Below are 16,988 nucleotides of genomic sequence, written 5' to 3' on the forward strand. Positions count from 1 at the left end.
TTGTTGTCGCTAAGCCCACAATTGCAAAGGACAAATGCCGTTTTCTCCGCTTCCCCACTGGCCGGACCATGCATAAAAGCCGCAGGATCTTATTGATGCATATCAAATGTACCTATAAGATGCGCGAAAAGTTGCATTTAACATATCAATTAAAACGGAGAAGCAAGATGCTGGACGCCCGCACCATCGACATCATCAAGAGCACCATTCCCCTGCTGGAGTCGGCCAACACCGCCCTGACCGAGCACTTCTACCGGCGCATGTTCCGCGACAACCCGGAGCTGAAGGACGTGTTCAACCTGAGTCACCAGGCGTCCGGCCGTCAGCCGGCGGCCCTGTTTGCCGCCGTGCTGGCCTATGCCAAAAACATCGATAACCCGGCGGTGCTGGCCACGGCGGTGGAGCGCATCGCCCACAAGCACACCGGCTTCGCCATCCAGCCGGCCCAGTACGACATCGTCGGCCACCACCTGCTGGAAACCATCAAGGAACTGGCCCCGGACGCGGCCACCCCCGAGGTGATCGACGCCTGGGCCCAGGCCTACGGCGCCCTGGCCGGCATCTTCATCGGCCGGGAAGAGCAGATCTACCGGGCCAACGAGAGCAAAACCGGCGGCTGGCGCGGCACCCGTGCCTTTGTGGTGAAGGAAAAGCGGGCCGAGAGCGGGCAGATCACCAGCTTCCTGCTGGTCCCGGCCGACGGCGGCGCTGTGGCCGGCTACCTGCCCGGCCAGTACCTCAGCCTGCACCTGGATGCGGCCGAACTGGCCCACCAGGAATACCGCCAGTACTCCCTGTGCCAGGCTCCCAACGGCCGGGATTACCGTATCGCGGTCAAGCGCGAGCCCGGCGGCACCGGCTCCAGCTTCCTGCACGATCATGTACAGGAAGGCGATGTGCTGCAGCTGCTGCCGCCGGCGGGAGACTTCTTTATGGCGGTAACGGCAGACACCCCTGTGGTGCTGATCTCCGGCGGCGTGGGCCAGACCCCGATGCGCGCCATGCTGGATCAGTTGCTCAGGCAAGGCCACCCGGCGCCCATCCACTGGCTGCACGCCTGCGAGAACGGCGCCCAGCACGCCTTTGGTGACGATATCCGACAACGCCGCCAGGCCCACGCCAACCTGGAGACCCACGTCTGGTACCGCGAGCCCGCCGCCCGGGATCGCCCGGCGGAAGATTTTGACGCCGCCGGCCTGATGGATCTGAACAAGGTCAAGGAGCGCATCCTGCTGCCCGGCGCCCACTACTACTTCTGCGGCCCCCTGCCCTTTATGGCCATGGTCAAGGACACCCTGTCCGCCTGGGGCATCGCCGACGAGCAGCTGCACTACGAGGTGTTCGGCCCACACCAACAGCTCTGAGGGCCCGCCGCCATGCCACTCCCTGTGGCATGGCGGCGTTATCATTTCATCAATCCCTCGCCCGCCACTTCATCATTTCAGCACCTACCGCCCTATCCCTCTTTCCGGAAAATAAAAAAGAACTTTTAAAACAATGAATTAAGATCACCATCAAAGTGGCACAGATGTTGATAAAAGGTTAACGGCATCTTGTGCCATCGCTGGAAACCAACACAGCAGAGATGCTTGAGCATGCCACTAGGCCTGCTCAAGCATCCCTTCAAACAACAAGGAGAAGTTATGACACTGGCATGCGCAACCATACCGGGAAACAAACCCAAACATAGCCGGCGGCTTAAAGCGGCCACCCTGGCCTTGGCCACCCTGTGCGGCCCGGCCCTGGCCGCCAACGGCCACTATGTGCCCGGGGTGGAGGGCCTCAAGGGCCCGGTGGTGCCGCCCGCCGGCACCTATTACCGGGGCTATCTGGTACACTACGATTTTGACGAAATCAAACTGCCCAATGGCGACACGGCCCCACTCAAGGGCAATGTGACCGCCCTGGCCAACCGCTTTATCCACATTACCGAGCAACAGCTGCTCGGCGCCGATTACGGCTTCGAAACCATCATTCCGGTGCAGCGCAACGACTTCGACTTTGCCAACAGCAAGGAATCCGGCGTGGGCGACATCTTTATCGGCCCCTTGGTGCTGGGCTGGCACGGCCAGCAGTGGGACGCGGTGTTCGCCGCCGGGATCTGGCTGGATACCGGCGACTACAGCAGCACCGAGCCCGCCTCCATCGGCAAGGGTTACAAGACCACCATGCTCACCCTGGGCGGCACCTATCACTTCGACGCCGCCAAGAGCTGGTCCGCTTCCGCTCTCTCCCGCTACGAGATCAAGTCGAAACAGGACGAGACCGGCATCACCCCGGGCGACAGCTGGCTGGTGGAATGGGGCATCGGCAAGCGGCTGGACAACGGCCTGGAGCTGGGACTGGTCGGCTACGATGCCTGGCAGCTGGAAAACAGCAAGGGCGCGCCGGCCGGCAAGGCCGAAAAACACGCCCTGGGGGTGGAGGCCGGCTATTTCTGGCCCTCGCTGATGCTGGGCCTGAACGCCGCCTACCTTAACGAGTACCAGGTGAAGAACGGCCCCAGTGGTGATCTGTTCCGCCTGACCCTGACCAAGGTGTTTTAAGGCGCGGGAGCCGGCCCACGCCGGCTCCCCTTATTCCTGCTCCAGCTTCTTCATGCGATAGGCCAGCGCCGGCCGGGTCAGGCCCAGGATGCGGGCGGCCCTGGAGACGTTGCCCTCGGCGGCCTTGAGGGCGTGGCGGATCAGGCTCTGCTCCAGGTTTTCCAGGCTGAAGTCCTCGGTCAGCAGCTGGGCGCACCAGGCCTCCCTGTCGCCGTCTTCGGTGTCGGCCGTTTCCTGCAGCGAGCCGTCCTGACGGACCTTGCCCACCGCCGAAGCGCTGTCTTTGAAGGTGGGGAAGAGGCTGCACACCTCTATCTCGTTGTTGTTGTCGGTGAGGATGATACCGCGCTCGATCAGGTTTTCCAGCTCGCGGATATTGCCCGGCCAGTCGTACGCCAGCAGGGCTTCCCGCGCCTTGTCGGTCACCCCCAGGATGCGCTTGTTGTACATGGCCTGGTAGCGATTGAGGAAATGCTGCACCAGCAGCGGTATGTCTTCCCTGCGCTCCCGCAGCGGCGGGATATGTACCGGGAAGATGTTCAGCCGATAGAAGAGATCCGCCCTGAATCGCCCTTCCCGCACCGCCTGCTGCAGATCCTCGTTGGTGGCGGTGACCACCCGCACATCGATCTTGCGGGTGCGCACATCCCCCACCCGCTCCAGTTCGCCTTCCTGCAGCACCCGCAACAGGCTGGCCTGGGCCCGGGGCGACAGCTCCACCACCTCGTCCAGGAAGATGGTGCCGCCGTCGGCCCGCTCGAACTTGCCCTCCCGGCTCTGGGTAGCACCGGTATAGGCACCCTTCTCCACCCCGAACAGCTCCGCCTCGATCAGATCCGGCGGTATGCAGGCGCAGTTCACCGCCACGAAGGCCTTGTCGGCCCGGTCGCTGGCCACATGCAGGCCACGGGCGAACACCTCCTTGCCGACCCCGGTTTCCCCCAGCAGCAACACCGTCACCCGGCTGTGGGAGGCCCGCTGGATAAGCCGGCACACCTGCCTGAAGGCGGACGACTGGCCGATGGAGTTGAATACCCGGTAATCGTCTTCGGACTCGTCACCCACGCTGTCGCGCAGCTTGACCAGCTCGCTCCTGAGCGCGAACAGCTCTTCCGCCACCGGATCCGGCAGCATGAATTTCTCGATTTCCGCCTGGTCTTCCCACTCCTGGGCCGGCTTGCCGACGATGCTGCAGTGCTCGTCGCCCATGGCCACGCAGTTCACTTCCTTGTAGATGATGGTCCGGCCCATGAAGTAGCTGGTGTAGCCGCTGGCATAGCCGAGCAGGGTCCAGCAGATGGGCTCCTCGGCCTGGCCGAACTCGTTCTGATGAACGTCCGCCTCGTAGGAGTTGAACCAGTCGAACTCACCGAGGAAGTGGCCCGAGTCCATGTCCAGCTCCAGCCGGGTGGGCACCACCTTGACCATGCCCCGGATGCCGTGCATCTGGGGGCCGGCCATAAAGCACTCTTCCCGGGCGATATGGGGGCGCAGCTTGCGGGCGATTTCGGCATCCCTCATACCGGAGTGATAGCCGAAACGCATCAGGAAGCGCTGGGCCCGCTGCACGCCAAGGGTTTCGATAAGCTCCTTACGCAGCAACCCCATCACGCTGGCGTGGATCAGCAGCATGCGCTGCTCGTTGAACCAGATTTTGCCCTGCTCCCCATCGAAGCGGATGCCCGCGATCAGATCGCCGGTTTCGGGGATATTCAGGTTTTCGAGATCTCGCATCGGGCTCTTCACTCCCTGTCCATGGCCATCACGCCTTCCCTCGAAGGCAATGCCTGGCCACCAGTCTTGCCGGCTAGTGTATGGGGCCCGCCCCCTGTTATCAATTGCTCAAATAATTAACACCAAAACAACAAAACTAATCAAATGATCAAATCCCTCCTCGTCCCCGGCTCCCAACCCTCGCCTTACTGAAACGAAGAAATAAAAATAAATTCTTATAAATCAAACAAATAAATAAACACACCATCATTTCACCCAGCCTGGCACAGGCGTTGCTCTACCAAGACAGAAGTTAATTAAAGGTTACGCACCGTAAACAAGCTGCAGGAGTTTTAAGGATGAGTGCCACCCGGACACAACCAGGGCAAGACGTCGCCGCCCCGGCAAGCGAGCTGACCAAATATATCCGCGTGCGAAGTCGCCCGGATGCCCGCTTCGTCGAGTTCGACTTCGCCATCAACGATCCCGGCCTGTTCGTCGAGCTGGTACTGCCGCGGGACGCCTTCGAGACCTTCTGCGCCACCAATCAGGTAGTGGCCATGACCCGGGAGCAGACCGAGGCCATCGACGCCGAGCTGGACAAGTGGCGCTACGGCGAAGAAACCCTGATGAGCCGCAACCGCGACCAGGCCCAGTAACGAATCCCCCGCAAGGAGTAAGCAAGATGACACTGGAAATCAAAACCGCATCGGTGGAGCCGATACGCCAGACCTTCGCCAACATCAGCCGCCGTTTCGGCGACAAGCCGGCGACCCGCTACCAGGAAGCCACCTACGATGTGCAGGCCGAGACCAACTTCCACTACCGCCCCCTGTGGCAGCCGGAGAAGGAACTCAACGACAAGAGCCGCACCGCCATCGAGATGGCGGACTGGTACAGCTTCCGGGATCCGCGCCAGTTCTATTACGGCGCCTATGTGCAGCAGCGGGCCCGCATGCAGGAAGGCGCCGAGAACAACTACGCCTTCTTCGAGAAGCGCGAGCTGGCCGCCAACCTGGGCGACGAACTAAGGACCGCCGTCACCCGCTTCCTGCTGCCCCTGCGCCATGTGGAGCAGGCCGCCAACCTCAATCATATGTACGGCGCCGACTACGGCTACGGCACCGCCATCACCCAGGCCCAGATGTTCGCCGGCATGGATCGCTTAGGCATGGCCCAGTACCTGTCCCGCATCGGCCTGCTGCTGGACGACAACAGCGGCGATTCACTGGCCCGGGCCAAGGCGCACTGGATGAGCGATCCGGCCTGGCAGGGGGTGCGCGCCCTGTGCGAGGAAACCCTGGTCACCAAGGACTGGTTCGAGCTGTTCCTGGCCCAGGCCCTGGTGCTGGATACCCTGCTCAATGAGCTGTTCTACCGCCGGTTCGACGCCTGGCTGGTGGCCAACGGCGGTCGCGATCTCGGCCTGCTCACCGAATTCATGCAGGACTGCCACAAGGATCTGGCCCGCTGGAGCGACAGCCAGTTCAAGGTCTCCGCCGGCGAAAGCGAGCACAACCGCCAACAGTTGCGGCAATGGGCCGAGCGCTGGCGGGGCAAGGCCGCCGACGCCCTGGCGCCCCTGGCCAGGGAGATGCTGGGCGAAGGCGCCCTGGATGCCGCCCTCGCCGAACTCGACCAACGCATCGCCAAAGCCGGCTTCAACCAGTAAAGGAAGCAAGACAATGTCAAAGGTTTATCTCGCCCTGCAGGACAACGACCTGTCCCGCTACATAGTCGAGGCCATCGAGGAAGACAACCCCGGGGCCACCATCCACCATCAGCCGGCGATGATCCGCATCGAAAACGAGGATCGGCTGGTGATCCAACGCGCCACCGTCGAGGACAAGCTGGGCCGGGACTGGGACGTGCAGGAGCTGCACCTCAACCTGATCACCCTGGGCGGCAACGTGGACGAAGACGACGATCGGCTCACGCTGAGCTGGAACAGCTAAGGGAGGAACGACTCATGGCTGCGAAAAAACTGAACATCAAGGACAAATACCGTCTGCTGACCCGGGATCTGGACTGGGAATTCTCCTACCAGGACCGCAAGGACGCCTTTCCCTTCGAGGAGTTCGAAGGCATCAAGATCACCGACTGGTCGAAGTGGGAAGATCCCTTCCGCCTGACCATGGACGCCTACTGGAAATACCAGGCCGAGAAGGAGAAGAAGCTGTACGCCATCTTCGACGCCTTCGCCCAGAACAATGGCCAGCTCAACATCTCGGATCCGCGCTACGTCAACGCCATCAAGATCTTCCTCACCGGGGTCAGCCCGCTGGAATACCAGGCGTACCAGGGTTACGCCCACGTGGGGCGCCAGTTCGGCGGCATAGGCGCGCGCATCGCCTGCCAGATGCAGTCCATCGACGAGCTGCGCCATGTGCAGACCCAGATCCACGCCATGAGCCACTACAACAAGTTTTTCGACGGCTTCCAGGACTGGACCCACATGCACGACCGGGTGTGGTACCTGTCGGTGCCCAAGTCCTTCTTCGAGGACGCCCGCTCCGCCGGTCCCTTCGAGTTCCTGCTGGCGATCAGCTTCTCGTTCGAATACGTGCTGACCAACCTGCTGTTCGTGCCCTTTATGTCCGGCGCCGCCCATAACGGCGACATGGCCACCGTCACCTTCGGCTTCAGCGCCCAGTCCGACGAGGCCCGCCACATGACCCTGGGGCTGGAGATCATCAAGTTCCTGCTGGAGCAACACGAAGACAACCTGCCCATAGTACAGAAGTGGATCGACAAGTGGTTCTGGCGCGGCACCCGCTTGCTGTCCATCGTCGCCATGATGATGGACTACATGCTGCCCAACAAGGTGATGTCCTGGAAGGAGGCCTGGGAGCTGTACTTCGAGGAGGCCGGTGGCGCCCTGTTCAAGGATCTGGCCCGCTACGGTATCCGCATGCCCAAGTACAGCGAAGTGATCGAGAAGGAGAAGGATCACATCTCCCACCAGGCCTGGTGGATCTTCTACAACTTCGGCCACGCCGCCGGTTTCCACACCTGGATCCCCACCGACGAGGAGCTGGACTGGCTGAGCGAGAAGTACCCGGACACCTTCGACAGGTACTACCGCCCGCGCTGGGAGCTGGCCAGGAAGATGGAGGCCGAGGGCAAGCGCTTCTACAGCAACGGCCTGCCCCAGCTGTGCCAGGTGTGCCAGGTGCCCATGACCTTTACCGAGATGGACAGCGACCCGGGCCAGATCAGCTACCGCTCCGTCCTGCACGAGGGCGAGCGCTACCACATGTGCTCCGACGGCTGCCACGACATCTTCTGCGACGAGCCCGAGAAGTTCGTGCAGTCCTGGCTGCCGGTGCACCAGATACTGCAGGGCAACTGCGGCGGCCCCGGCCTGGAGGAGGTGCTGAGCGACTACTACCGCATGAACATCGGCGCCGACAACATGGACATCAAGGACTCGCCCGACGAGCGCCGCTGGAAACAGTGGAAAGGCGTGGCCTGACCCGGGCCCATCAACCGGGGCCGGACAGGGCCCCGTTACAAGGAGACAGTCATTATGGCGGTTATCGCACTCAAGCAAGACTACAAGGGTGAAGTCAGGGACGCCCGGGCCAACTTCGGCGGCAACATCCTGGTGTACATCGGCTGGGATCAGCACCTGCTGTTCTGCTCGGCCAAGACCTTTCCCCTGTCCCCGGCCATGAGCTTCGGCGATTTGCTGGACAAGGTGATGCCGGAAGGCTTCGGCCAGCACCCGGATTTCGAACAGATCGACTGGAGCCGGGTGCAGTGGCGGCTCAACGGCGAGCCGCTGCATCCCACCCGGGAGCAGCCCCTGGAGCAGCTGGGCTTCGATCACAAATCCCTGCTGCGGTTCAAGACCCCGGGCCTGAACGGCTACAAGGGCACCGGCGTTTAAGGAGGCGTTATGAGCTACGAAGTCACCATAGAGCCCACCGGCGACGTGATCGAGGTGGAAGAGGGCCAGACCATTCTGGACGCGGCCCTGCGCCAGGGAGTGTGGCTGCCCTTCGCCTGCGGCCACGGCACCTGCGGCACCTGCAAGGTACAGGTGGTCGACGGTTTCGCCGACGTGGGCGAGGCCTCGCCCTTCGCGTTGATGGACGTGGAGCGGGAAGAAGGCAAGGTGCTGGCCTGCTGCTGCAAGCCCGAATCCGATCTGGTGATCGAGGCCGACATCGACGTGGATCCGGACTTCGCCGGCCATCCGGTGCAGGACTACCAGGGCACGGTCACCGGGATCACCGCCCTCTCCCCCACCATCCGCGGCATCCGCATCGAGCTGGATCGGGACATGGTCTTCCAGGCCGGCCAGTACATCAACCTGCAGGTGCCCGGGGTAACCGGCAGCCGTGCCTTCTCCCTGGCCAACCCGCCCGCCGCCAAACGGGAGATAGAGCTGCATGTGCGCAAGGTCGAGGGCGGCGCCGCCACCACCTGGCTGCACGAGCAGCTCGAGGTGGGCGACCGGCTGAGCCTCTCCGGCCCCTATGGCCAGTTCTTCGTACGCAAGTCCGACGAGGGGGGCGCCATCTTCATCGCCGGCGGCTCCGGCCTGTCCAGCCCCCAGTCGATGATCCTGGATCTGCTGGCCGAGGGCGACCGCCGCCCCCTCTACCTGTTCCAGGGCGCGCGCAACGTTGCCGAACTCTACAACCGGGCGCTGTTCGAGCAACTGGCCGCCGAGCACGACCACTTCCACTACATACCGGCGCTCAACGCCCCGCTGCCGGAGGACGACTGGCAGGGCTTTACCGGCTTCGTGCATGAGGCGGTGGCCGAGCATTTCGAGCAGCGCTGCGGCGGCAACAAGGCCTACCTGTGCGGGCCGCCGCCGATGATCGACGCCGCCATCACCACCCTGATGCAGAGCCGGCTGTTCGAGCGGGACATCCATATGGAGCGGTTCTTCACCGCCGCCGACGGCGCCCAGGAGCAGCCCCGCTCCGCCCTGTTCAAGCGTATATAGGGAAAAATGGCCATGAAGAGATTAAAAAGCAAACAGGAGAGACGACATGCCGGCAACTATTCAGTCTGTTGAGGCCATCCTGGTCGACATCCCGACCATACGCCCGCACCAGCTGTCCATGACCACCATGGGCGTCCAGACCATGGTTATCGTACGGATGAAAGACTCTGCCGGTCTCGAAGGGCTGGGGGAGGCCACCACCATCGGCGGCCTGGCCTACGGCCCGGAAAGCCCCGAAAGCGTCAAGCTGACCATAGATACCTATCTGGCTCCCCTGCTGCTCGGCCAGCCGGCAGACAACATCAACTCCCTGAGGGTCAGGCTGAATCGCCACACCCGTGGCAACAACCTGGCCAAGTCCGCCATCGAGACCGCCTTGCTGGATATGCTGGGCAAGCGCCTGAACCGCCCGGTTTCCGACCTTCTGGGCGGCGCCGTACAGCGGCATATTCCCGTACTCTGGACCCTGGCCAGCGGCGATACCGCAAAAGATATCGATGAAGCCCTGGGCCTGATCGCGGCCAGGCGGCACTGCGATTTTAAACTGAAGATCGGTGCCCGCGCGCTGATGGACGACGTGCGCCATGTGGCGGCCATCAAGGCCGCCGTGGGCGACAGCGCCAGCGTACGGGTCGACGTCAACCAGGCCTGGGATGAAGCGACCGCCGCCAAAGGCATGGCCGAGCTGCAGGCGGCCGGCATCGACCTGGTCGAGCAGCCGACCCCGATGACGGATCTGGCGGCGCTGGTGCGCCTCTCGGAAAAGTTCCACCTTCCCATTCTGGCCGACGAAGCCGTGGCCGATGCCTCCGACATGTTCAGCCTGGCCTCCGCCGGTTTTTCCGGCGCGGTAGCCCTGAAGATCGCCAAGGCAGGAGGGCCGCTCCAGGCGCTGGAAGTAGCGACCGTGGCCAGTGCGGCAGGGGTCGGCCTCTATGGTGGCACCTTGCTGGAAGGCACCATCGGCTCCGTTGCCGCGCTGCATGCCTGGTCCACGCTCGAAAAAATTCATTGGGGCACCGAGATGTTCGGCCCGCTGCTGATGAAGGACGACATCGTGGTCAGGCGATTGAACTTTCATGACAACGGCGTCGAACTGCCCGCCGGTCCCGGTCTGGGCATGGAGATAGATGAAGACAAGCTGGCCTACTACAGCAGAAAAAATGAGTACCGCCGGAAATAAACACCGACGCAAAGATGTTCAGACGGAGAAGGAATCATGCTGTTTAAAGTCGAGATGAAGGTAACTATCCCCCATGACCTGCCGGCCGACGTGATTGCCGACATCAAGGCGCGGGAAAAAGCCTACGCCCAAGCGCTGCAGACCCAGGGCAAGTGGCGCCACCTGTGGCGGATAGCCGGCAGCTACGCCAACGTCAGCATCTTCGATGTGGCCGATAACGCCGAACTGCAGGAGCTGATAAGCGGGCTGCCCCTGTTCCCTTATATGGACATCGGTGTTGCCCCCTTGTGCCGGCATCCCTCGTCCATTCACGAGGACGACCGCTAACCATCGGTCCTATTCCACAACCAAACAAGTCACAAACCCGCAAGGAGCTAAAGCAATGTCAGTCAAAACCATGAAAACTCAAGAAGTCATCGAGCTGCTGGAAAAAGTAGCAGGATTCGATCGGTCCGGTGGTCACGACAGAGTCAAGACCATCATCCACCGTGTGGTGCACGATGTATTTCAGATCATCGAAGATCTGGACATTACTCCGGAAGAGTTCTGGAGTGCCGTGTACTACCTCAACGAGCTGGGTAAAAACGGCGAAGCCGCCCTGCTGGCCCCGGGTCTGGGCATGGACAAGTACCTGGACATCCGCATGGATGCCGAAGACGAGCAAGCCGGCCTGACCGGAGGTACCCCGCGCACCATCGAAGGTCCGCTGTACGTGGCCGGCGCGCCAATGAGCGAGGGCTTCGCCCGCCTGGACGACGGTACCGAGACCGGTGCCGAGATCATGTTGCTCAAGGGGGTGGTCACCGACGAAAACAATCAGCCGCTGGCCAATGCCATCGTCGATGTATGGCACGCCAACACCAAGGGCGCCTACTCCTACTTCGACGCCTCGCAAAGCGAATACAACCTGCGCCGTCGCATCAAGACCGACGCCGAGGGGCGCTACGTGGCACAGTCCATCATCCCGTCCGGCTACGGCTGCCCGCCCGAGGGCTCGACCCAGGCCCTGCTTACCCGGCTGGGTCGTCACGGTCAGCGCCCGGCACACATCCACTTTTTCATCTCGGCCCCCGGTTACAAGCACCTGACCACCCAGATCAACCTGGCCGGCGATAAATACACCTATGACGATTTCGCCTTTGCCACGCGCGATGAGCTGGTGGTGGAAGCACGCCCGGTAGCCCATTCAGCGGCAGGCGAGCGCCATGGCGTGACCGGTCCGGTCACCGAGGTGGAATTCAACATCCGGCTGGTGTCTACCGACAGGCAGGATCGACAGACCATGCACGAACGTCAGCGCGTGCTGGCACAAGCCGACACCTGATAGTCCACTTGAGCAGCGGGCAGGGAGTCGACCGGCCGAGAGGCCGGTCGATCATTCCAGCCACCATCAACCGCCATGATGACCTCGATAAACAGAGGATGTGACTCATAGGCTCGCCAACCGGACCGACTCGACACACAGATCCTCGGCGCGGTAGCAGCCGGCCTTGCTATCCCCCCTTCTAACCCGCTACAAAAGATCTCAAACAGGTTCCAGGCGGAGGTCAAACAGCAGCGCCGATCGCACAACACCAATCCGGCTGTTTACAGCAGCACCGCCCATGGTCTAAATAGAAGTCTCCTTGCGGATCCCCGGGCCGAGGGCCCGGATTACTGGGGCTTTTTATGGATATCAACGCTCTGCAAACCCTGTTGTTCGTGCCGGCCAACCGGCCGGAACGCTATGAGAAGGCGCTGAATGCCGGCGCCGACGCCGTTATCGTCGATCTGGAAGACGCGGTGCCGGCGGCGGAGAAGGACGGCGCCCGCGCCACCCTGGCCGGCTGGCTGGACGCTCGGCCTCCCGCCTCGGTGCTGGTGCGCATCAACGGCACCGGCAGCCCCTGGTTCACCCAGGACACCCTGCTCTGCCGCTCCCCGGCCATCGCCGCCATAGTGGTGCCCAAGGCCGAAGACCCGCACGCCCTGGCGGAGCTGGCCAACCTCACCGACAAGCCGCTGCTGCCCTTTATCGAGTCGGCCCTGGCCTTCGCCCGCCTCGATGACATCGCCGCCGCCACCGGGGTGAGGCGGCTGCTGTTCGGCAAGCTGGATCTGGCGGTGGATCTGGGCATGGACTACCCGCCGCCGGAAGGCGAGCCCCACGACGAGTCGGCCTTCCTGTTCGCCCGCAGCCAGTTGGTGATGGCGTCCCGCGCCCACGGCCTGGCGGCGCCGCTGGATGCCATCTACACCGCCATCCACGACCAGGAGGGGCTGATGAACTATGCCCGCCAGGCCATGCGGCTGGGGTTCGGCGGCGTACTGCTGATCCACCCCAAGCAGGTGGGGCCGGCGCAAGAGGCCATGGTGCCCACCCAGGCCCAGGTCGCCTGGGCCTGGCGCATACTGGACGCGGAACGGAGGGTGAACGGCGCCGTGGTGGCGGTGCGGGGCAATATGGTGGATGCCCCCGTCATGGCCCGGGCCAGGCGCATCCTGCAGCAAGTGGCGGAAGAGTAGGCGCCCGCCGGCGGCGCCCGCAACAACAACGGCTCAGCCCATCCGCGCCATCACGGACGCCAGCTCCGGCGTCGGCCGGCCGATATGGTAGCCCTGGGCATAGTCGATGCCGGTGGCCCGCACCAGCGCCAGCACCTCTTCGGTTTCCACGTATTCGGCCACCGTCTTCACCTCCAGCTGGCGCGCCAGCTGGGTGATGCTGCTGACGAAGGCCATGTCCCGGCTGTCGTTGGCCATGTTGGCGATAAACTCGCCCTCGATCTTGACGAAGTCGATGGGCAGGTGCTTCAGGTAGTGAAATGAGGAGAAACCCGAGCCAAAATCGTCGATCGCTAGCAAAAATCCGGCATCTTTCAGGGCCCGGATGAATTTCTCCAGCAGCACCATGCTCTTCACCGTGTCCCGCTCGGTGATTTCGAACACGATCCGCTCCGGGGTCATGGCATATTGAGTCACCAGGCCATTGACCCGGGCCAGGAAGTCGTTGACCAGCACCGCCCGGGGCGACAGGTTGATAAACAGCAGGCCCCGGTAACCGGTGTCGCGCACCTGGCCGAAGGCCTTTTCCATCACTATGTAGTCGAGCAGGTGCACCTTGCCCATGGACTCGGCGATCTCGATGAACTCGCCGGCGTTCATCAGGCTGTCGTCCGCCAGACGGATCCGGCTGAGCACCTCCACCGCCCCTGGCTGGCCGTCGGCCAAGGGCAGTATGGGCTGGAACACCGGCAACAGGGTACGCTGCTCTATGGCCTGGTTCACCAGCTGGGTTTTTTCGCTCATATCGCGGAAGATGTCCGCCACATCCTGCTCTTTCGGCAGGCTGACCCGGTTCTTGCCCTGGGCCTTGGCGCGGTACATCAGGTTGTCCACGAACATGAACAGTTCCTTGGCGTTGTCCGCATGATCGGGGTAGATGCCCACCCCGATGGAGCAGGTGGTCTTGAGGGCACTGCCGTCGTGCTCCATCACGAAACCGTCCAGCGCCTTCAACACCCGTTCGCTCACCCGGTCGGCCTTGTCCAGGTCGGCTTCCGGCAGCACTATGACGAACTCGTCGCCGCCGTAACGGGCCAGCACGTCGCCGTTGCCGAGCTGCTGCTTGAGCAGCAGCGACAGCTCGGTCAGCAGCCGGTCGCCGCTGGCGTGGCCGTAGCCGTCGTTGACCGACTTGAAGTTGTCCAGATCCAGCAGCAGCATGGCCACCGGATAGCCGTGCCGGCGGCTGCGGTCCAGCTCGTAGTCGAGCAGCTCCCAGAACATGCGCTGGTTGTAGAGGTTGGTGAGCGGATCCCGGGTGGCGTAATACTCCAGATCCCGGGTGTATTTGTAGATGGCCTTGACCGAGCCCACCACGTTGAGCAGGGTGGAGAGGATGCTTTCCAGCACCAGCACCTTGGTCTTGTCCTTGACGATGTCCGCCTGTACCCCTATGCCGACGATACCGCCGATCTTGGGGGTTTCCACCAGCAGCGACTTGGTCTGCAGCTCGATGTCGTGGGCATCCAGTTCGATCACCACGCTGCCGCCACCCTGCACCATGTTGTGGTGCAGCTTGAACTCACTGTGGCTGAAGAAGGAGTCCTGGGCCCGGAGCCGGGCCAGTACCGCCCGTTCCATCATGTCGCGGGTGCGGGGGCTGGGCGGATGCAGCCAGAAGATCTCCAGGTCGAACAGCTCGTCGTCCACCTTGAAGATGGAGAACATGGTGTAGATGTCCAGCACCCGGTTGATGTCGAGCATCAGCACGTTGACGTATTCCCGCCAGTCGCGCACCACTTCCGAGGTGATCACGAACTTTTCCAGCAGGCGGATTTCGAACTCCAGCAGATCCTTGTCCACTGCGATATTGCGCAGCTTGTCCGCCAGCTGCTCCACCTGGCCGAAGATGTTGTTCATCTCCTTGAAGCGGAACTGGCGGCGATCTTCGCCCATGCGCGACAGATCCGACAGGCTTTCCACCTGCTCTATGCTGCGGGACAGGTGCTGAACCGAATCGTTGATATGCAGGCTGACCCGGCGCACCGCCCAGAAGGCGAACAACAGCGGCAACGGTGACAGCAGCAGCAGGTAATAGAGCAGGTTGCGATTGGCCAGCCCCAGCTGGGGCGAAAGATCCTGGCCGACCTCGATCACCCCCAGGGTATCCCCCAGCCGGGCGTTGGTATGGCAGGCCAGGCAGTTCTCGCTGGCATTGAGCGGATAGAGGTAGCGCAGGTGCTCGCCCCGGTCGAAGGCGGCGATGGTGCCGCTGTGCAGCGCCTGTTGCAGGGCCGCATCCGGCGTCGGTTGCTCGATATCGCCGAAACGTTCATTGACCAGTTCCCCCCGGTACAGGCCGATATGGAAGCTGCCGCCGGCGCTGCCCGCCTCCAGTTGCGCCAGGAAAGACTCCAGCTGGCCGCGGGTCCAGCCCTGGCTCATGATCATATACATGGAGTTGAAGGTATTCTCCGCCACCGAGGCCGCCACCTGCCGCGCGTTTTCCCGGATGCTGCTCTGATAGGCCTGATTGGCCACCAGCAGCAACAGCAGGAAGCCGATAACGGAAAACAGCAGGGTGCGATTCAACAGATAACGCTTGATCGTGGTCGGGCGTCCGGCCATGGCGGGGTACTCTCCTTGTCACCAAAGCGCAGACTATACCCAAGGGGATAACAGTATGCATGGTGAATGCGGCGTTTTATTGATGTACATCAACAATAAAAACAAGGCATTAACATCCGGAGCCACGGCGGTTGCCGCGCTCAGGATGTAAGGACAGAGCCGACCAGCAGCAGGCACAGTATCAGGCCTGCCAATACCACAGGGTAAATCAGATAACCATCGTTGCTGCGCCGGGCCTCCAGATACATCAGCCGGGTGATCACCAGCTGGTAAAGCACCAGCAACAGACTGATCGGCACAAAACTGCCAAGGCCAAGGGCCGGGAGTTGCAGGCCATAGCCCAGTAACAACCCCAGGTTCACCAGGATCAGATAGAGGGTCACCTTGTGCAAGATACGCCCCAGCCCGGGATTATCGACTCTATTGGCTGCCATCGCTTCGCCCGTTAACGCTCCGCCCGTCCTTATTACTTCATTTATAACGACCACCGGGCCCGAAAATAAAGTTCTGGTATATAAATTGCCTTACCTCTGGCATGAAAAATACGTGCCTGACCATCGTTATATTGCTCGGATTACTGTCCACCACCCGGGTTGCGGCCCTGGCATTGCCGGACAGCGTCTACTCGCACCCGAAAGTACAACAAGAGCTGGATTACCTGCGCCGGCACCCGGCGCATCTGCAACGCAGCCGGGAGCGGGCGGAAACCTGGCTTCCCCATCTGCTTCCGCTGCTGCGCCAGCAGGCCTTGCCTTCCAGCCTCGCCTGGCTGCCGGCGGTGGAAAGCGCCTACCTGCCGGGGGCGGTGTCGCCGGTGGGCGCCGCCGGCCTGTGGCAACTGATGCCCGCCACGGCGCAACGTTTCGGCGTTCTGATAGACGAAGAGTTTGACGGCCGCTTTGCTCCCCTGGCCGCCAGCCGCGCGGCCATCGACTACCTGGCCTGGCTGCATCGCCACTTCGAGGGTGACTGGCTGCTGGCCCTGGCCGCCTATAACGCCGGCGAAGGACGGGTCAGGCGCGCCATGGAGCGCAGCGGAAGCCGGGATTTCTGGCAGTTGCCGCTACCCGAGGAAACCCGGAAATATGTACCCCGCTTCCTGGCGGTGCAGCGGCTGATGCCGTCGCCCGGGATAGGCAGCGCCCCCGTGCTGCGGGAGCACCGGGTGGAGGGACCGATTTCCCTGCCGCAGCTGGCCGCCCGGCTGGGGGTGACCATAGCACAACTGAAAAGCTGGAATCTCGGCCTGAAGGGAGAGCGGTTGTCGCTTCGGCGGGAATATTCGATCCTGGTCAAGACCGCGGGGCAGGACGACGGCGACGGCTTTATCGGCATCCCGCCCCAGCCGCTGTTTATGGCCAGAGCGGCGGGGCTGGATCTCTCTTCCTCCGCCGGCCTGTTCGGCGAGGCGGACGCCCTGTTCGACTTCGCCCCGCCGCCGGGCTGGCCGGGGTACTGAGGCCGACTGAAG

16 protein-coding genes are annotated in these 16,988 nt (G+C 62.6%); 13 read left to right on the forward strand and 3 right to left on the reverse strand.

Going from position 1 to position 16,988, the window contains the following annotated elements; translation table 11 throughout:
- Window positions 1-167 precede the first annotated feature (167 nt).
- Both hmpA and JKV55_RS16025 read left to right on the forward strand, forming a co-directional pair.
- Entirely contained in the window at window positions 168-1,364 is a 1,197-nt protein-coding gene (gene hmpA, locus JKV55_RS16020; protein ID WP_202087809.1) for an NO-inducible flavohemoprotein, read from the forward strand.
- A gap of 279 nt (window positions 1,365-1,643) precedes the next feature.
- The gene (locus tag JKV55_RS16025) at window positions 1,644-2,546 is read left to right on the forward strand and encodes a SphA family protein (RefSeq protein ID WP_202087810.1); all 903 of its coding nucleotides are present in this window, start codon (window positions 1,644-1,646) and stop codon (window positions 2,544-2,546) included.
- A 30-nt stretch (window positions 2,547-2,576) separates the two neighbouring features.
- Here the strand turns inward: JKV55_RS16025 and JKV55_RS16030 are convergent, their stop codons facing one another.
- Window positions 2,577-4,280 carry a sigma-54-dependent Fis family transcriptional regulator gene (locus JKV55_RS16030; protein WP_202087811.1) on the reverse strand — a complete coding sequence of 568 codons (1,704 nt, stop codon included), beginning with the start codon at window positions 4,278-4,280 and terminating at the stop codon, window positions 2,577-2,579.
- Window positions 4,281-4,618: 338 nt separating this feature from the next.
- Between JKV55_RS16030 and JKV55_RS16035 the strand changes: the two genes are divergently transcribed.
- From JKV55_RS16035 to JKV55_RS16080, 10 genes are all read left to right on the forward strand, one after another.
- Entirely contained in the window at window positions 4,619-4,918 is a 300-nt protein-coding gene (locus JKV55_RS16035; RefSeq protein ID WP_202087812.1) for a phenol hydroxylase subunit, read from the forward strand.
- 26 nt (window positions 4,919-4,944) lie between these two features.
- The gene (locus tag JKV55_RS16040) at window positions 4,945-5,931 is read left to right on the forward strand and encodes an aromatic/alkene monooxygenase hydroxylase subunit beta (protein ID WP_202087813.1); all 987 of its coding nucleotides are present in this window, start codon (window positions 4,945-4,947) and stop codon (window positions 5,929-5,931) included.
- A 13-nt stretch (window positions 5,932-5,944) separates the two neighbouring features.
- The gene (locus JKV55_RS16045; protein WP_202087814.1) at window positions 5,945-6,214 is read left to right on the forward strand and encodes an MmoB/DmpM family protein; all 270 of its coding nucleotides are present in this window, start codon (window positions 5,945-5,947) and stop codon (window positions 6,212-6,214) included.
- Between the two features lie 14 nt (window positions 6,215-6,228).
- Entirely contained in the window at window positions 6,229-7,734 is a 1,506-nt protein-coding gene (locus JKV55_RS16050; protein ID WP_202087815.1) for an aromatic/alkene/methane monooxygenase hydroxylase/oxygenase subunit alpha, read from the forward strand.
- A gap of 54 nt (window positions 7,735-7,788) precedes the next feature.
- Window positions 7,789-8,151: a phenol hydroxylase subunit P4 gene (locus JKV55_RS16055; RefSeq protein ID WP_202087816.1), complete on the forward strand. Its 363-nt coding sequence runs from the start codon at window positions 7,789-7,791 to the stop codon at window positions 8,149-8,151.
- A gap of 9 nt (window positions 8,152-8,160) precedes the next feature.
- A complete protein-coding gene (locus JKV55_RS16060) occupies window positions 8,161-9,222 on the forward strand; it encodes an NADH:ubiquinone reductase (Na(+)-transporting) subunit F (RefSeq protein ID WP_202087817.1) in 1,062 nt (353 codons plus the stop codon).
- Between the two features lie 46 nt (window positions 9,223-9,268).
- Entirely contained in the window at window positions 9,269-10,405 is a 1,137-nt protein-coding gene (locus JKV55_RS16065; RefSeq protein ID WP_202087818.1) for a muconate/chloromuconate family cycloisomerase, read from the forward strand.
- 36 nt (window positions 10,406-10,441) lie between these two features.
- Window positions 10,442-10,732 carry a muconolactone Delta-isomerase gene (catC, locus tag JKV55_RS16070; RefSeq protein WP_202087819.1) on the forward strand — a complete coding sequence of 97 codons (291 nt, stop codon included), beginning with the start codon at window positions 10,442-10,444 and terminating at the stop codon, window positions 10,730-10,732.
- A gap of 55 nt (window positions 10,733-10,787) precedes the next feature.
- Window positions 10,788-11,729 (forward strand): catechol 1,2-dioxygenase, encoded by a 942-nt coding sequence (gene catA / locus JKV55_RS16075; RefSeq protein ID WP_202087820.1) that lies wholly within the window; start codon window positions 10,788-10,790, stop codon window positions 11,727-11,729.
- 344 nt (window positions 11,730-12,073) lie between these two features.
- On the forward strand, window positions 12,074-12,910 hold the full coding sequence (locus JKV55_RS16080) for an HpcH/HpaI aldolase/citrate lyase family protein (RefSeq protein WP_202087821.1): 837 nt from the start codon (window positions 12,074-12,076) through the stop codon (window positions 12,908-12,910).
- A 33-nt stretch (window positions 12,911-12,943) separates the two neighbouring features.
- On the opposite strand, the gene JKV55_RS16085 is transcribed toward JKV55_RS16080, so the two are convergent.
- Window positions 12,944-15,517: a putative bifunctional diguanylate cyclase/phosphodiesterase gene (locus JKV55_RS16085; protein WP_202087822.1), complete on the reverse strand. Its 2,574-nt coding sequence runs from the start codon at window positions 15,515-15,517 to the stop codon at window positions 12,944-12,946.
- Window positions 15,518-15,657: 140 nt separating this feature from the next.
- Window positions 15,658-15,951, reverse strand: coding sequence for a hypothetical protein (locus JKV55_RS16090; protein ID WP_202087823.1), 294 nt, complete (start codon window positions 15,949-15,951; stop codon window positions 15,658-15,660).
- Between the two features lie 101 nt (window positions 15,952-16,052).
- Here JKV55_RS16090 and JKV55_RS16095 point away from each other — a divergent pair, with 101 nt between their 5' ends.
- Window positions 16,053-16,976 (forward strand): lytic transglycosylase domain-containing protein, encoded by a 924-nt coding sequence (locus tag JKV55_RS16095; protein WP_202087824.1) that lies wholly within the window; start codon window positions 16,053-16,055, stop codon window positions 16,974-16,976.
- Window positions 16,977-16,988: the final 12 nt, after the last annotated feature.

The organism is Zobellella iuensis (genome assembly GCF_016746085.1).
In the GTDB taxonomy this organism is placed as follows: Bacteria; Pseudomonadota; Gammaproteobacteria; order Enterobacterales; family Aeromonadaceae; genus Oceanimonas; species Oceanimonas iuensis.

Bases quoted from the DNA above. Each gene is read 5' to 3' on its own strand.
- JKV55_RS16085 (WP_202087822.1), bottom strand. From the start codon at position 15,517: ATGGCCGGACGCCCGACCACGATCAAGCGTTATCTGTTGAATCGCACC.
- catA (WP_202087820.1), top strand. From the start codon at position 10,788: ATGTCAGTCAAAACCATGAAAACTCAAGAAGTCATCGAGCTGCTGGAA.
- JKV55_RS16090 (WP_202087823.1), bottom strand. From the start codon at position 15,951: ATGGCAGCCAATAGAGTCGATAATCCCGGGCTGGGGCGTATCTTGCAC.
- JKV55_RS16030 (WP_202087811.1), bottom strand. From the start codon at position 4,280: ATGCGAGATCTCGAAAACCTGAATATCCCCGAAACCGGCGATCTGATC.
- JKV55_RS16025 (WP_202087810.1), top strand. From the start codon at position 1,644: ATGACACTGGCATGCGCAACCATACCGGGAAACAAACCCAAACATAGC.
- JKV55_RS16055 (WP_202087816.1), top strand. From the start codon at position 7,789: ATGGCGGTTATCGCACTCAAGCAAGACTACAAGGGTGAAGTCAGGGAC.
- JKV55_RS16045 (WP_202087814.1), top strand. From the start codon at position 5,945: ATGTCAAAGGTTTATCTCGCCCTGCAGGACAACGACCTGTCCCGCTAC.
- JKV55_RS16040 (WP_202087813.1), top strand. From the start codon at position 4,945: ATGACACTGGAAATCAAAACCGCATCGGTGGAGCCGATACGCCAGACC.
- JKV55_RS16095 (WP_202087824.1), top strand. From the start codon at position 16,053: ATGAAAAATACGTGCCTGACCATCGTTATATTGCTCGGATTACTGTCC.
- catC (WP_202087819.1), top strand. From the start codon at position 10,442: ATGCTGTTTAAAGTCGAGATGAAGGTAACTATCCCCCATGACCTGCCG.
- JKV55_RS16065 (WP_202087818.1), top strand. From the start codon at position 9,269: ATGCCGGCAACTATTCAGTCTGTTGAGGCCATCCTGGTCGACATCCCG.
- JKV55_RS16060 (WP_202087817.1), top strand. From the start codon at position 8,161: ATGAGCTACGAAGTCACCATAGAGCCCACCGGCGACGTGATCGAGGTG.
- JKV55_RS16035 (WP_202087812.1), top strand. From the start codon at position 4,619: ATGAGTGCCACCCGGACACAACCAGGGCAAGACGTCGCCGCCCCGGCA.
- JKV55_RS16080 (WP_202087821.1), top strand. From the start codon at position 12,074: ATGGATATCAACGCTCTGCAAACCCTGTTGTTCGTGCCGGCCAACCGG.
- hmpA (WP_202087809.1), top strand. From the start codon at position 168: ATGCTGGACGCCCGCACCATCGACATCATCAAGAGCACCATTCCCCTG.
- JKV55_RS16050 (WP_202087815.1), top strand. From the start codon at position 6,229: ATGGCTGCGAAAAAACTGAACATCAAGGACAAATACCGTCTGCTGACC.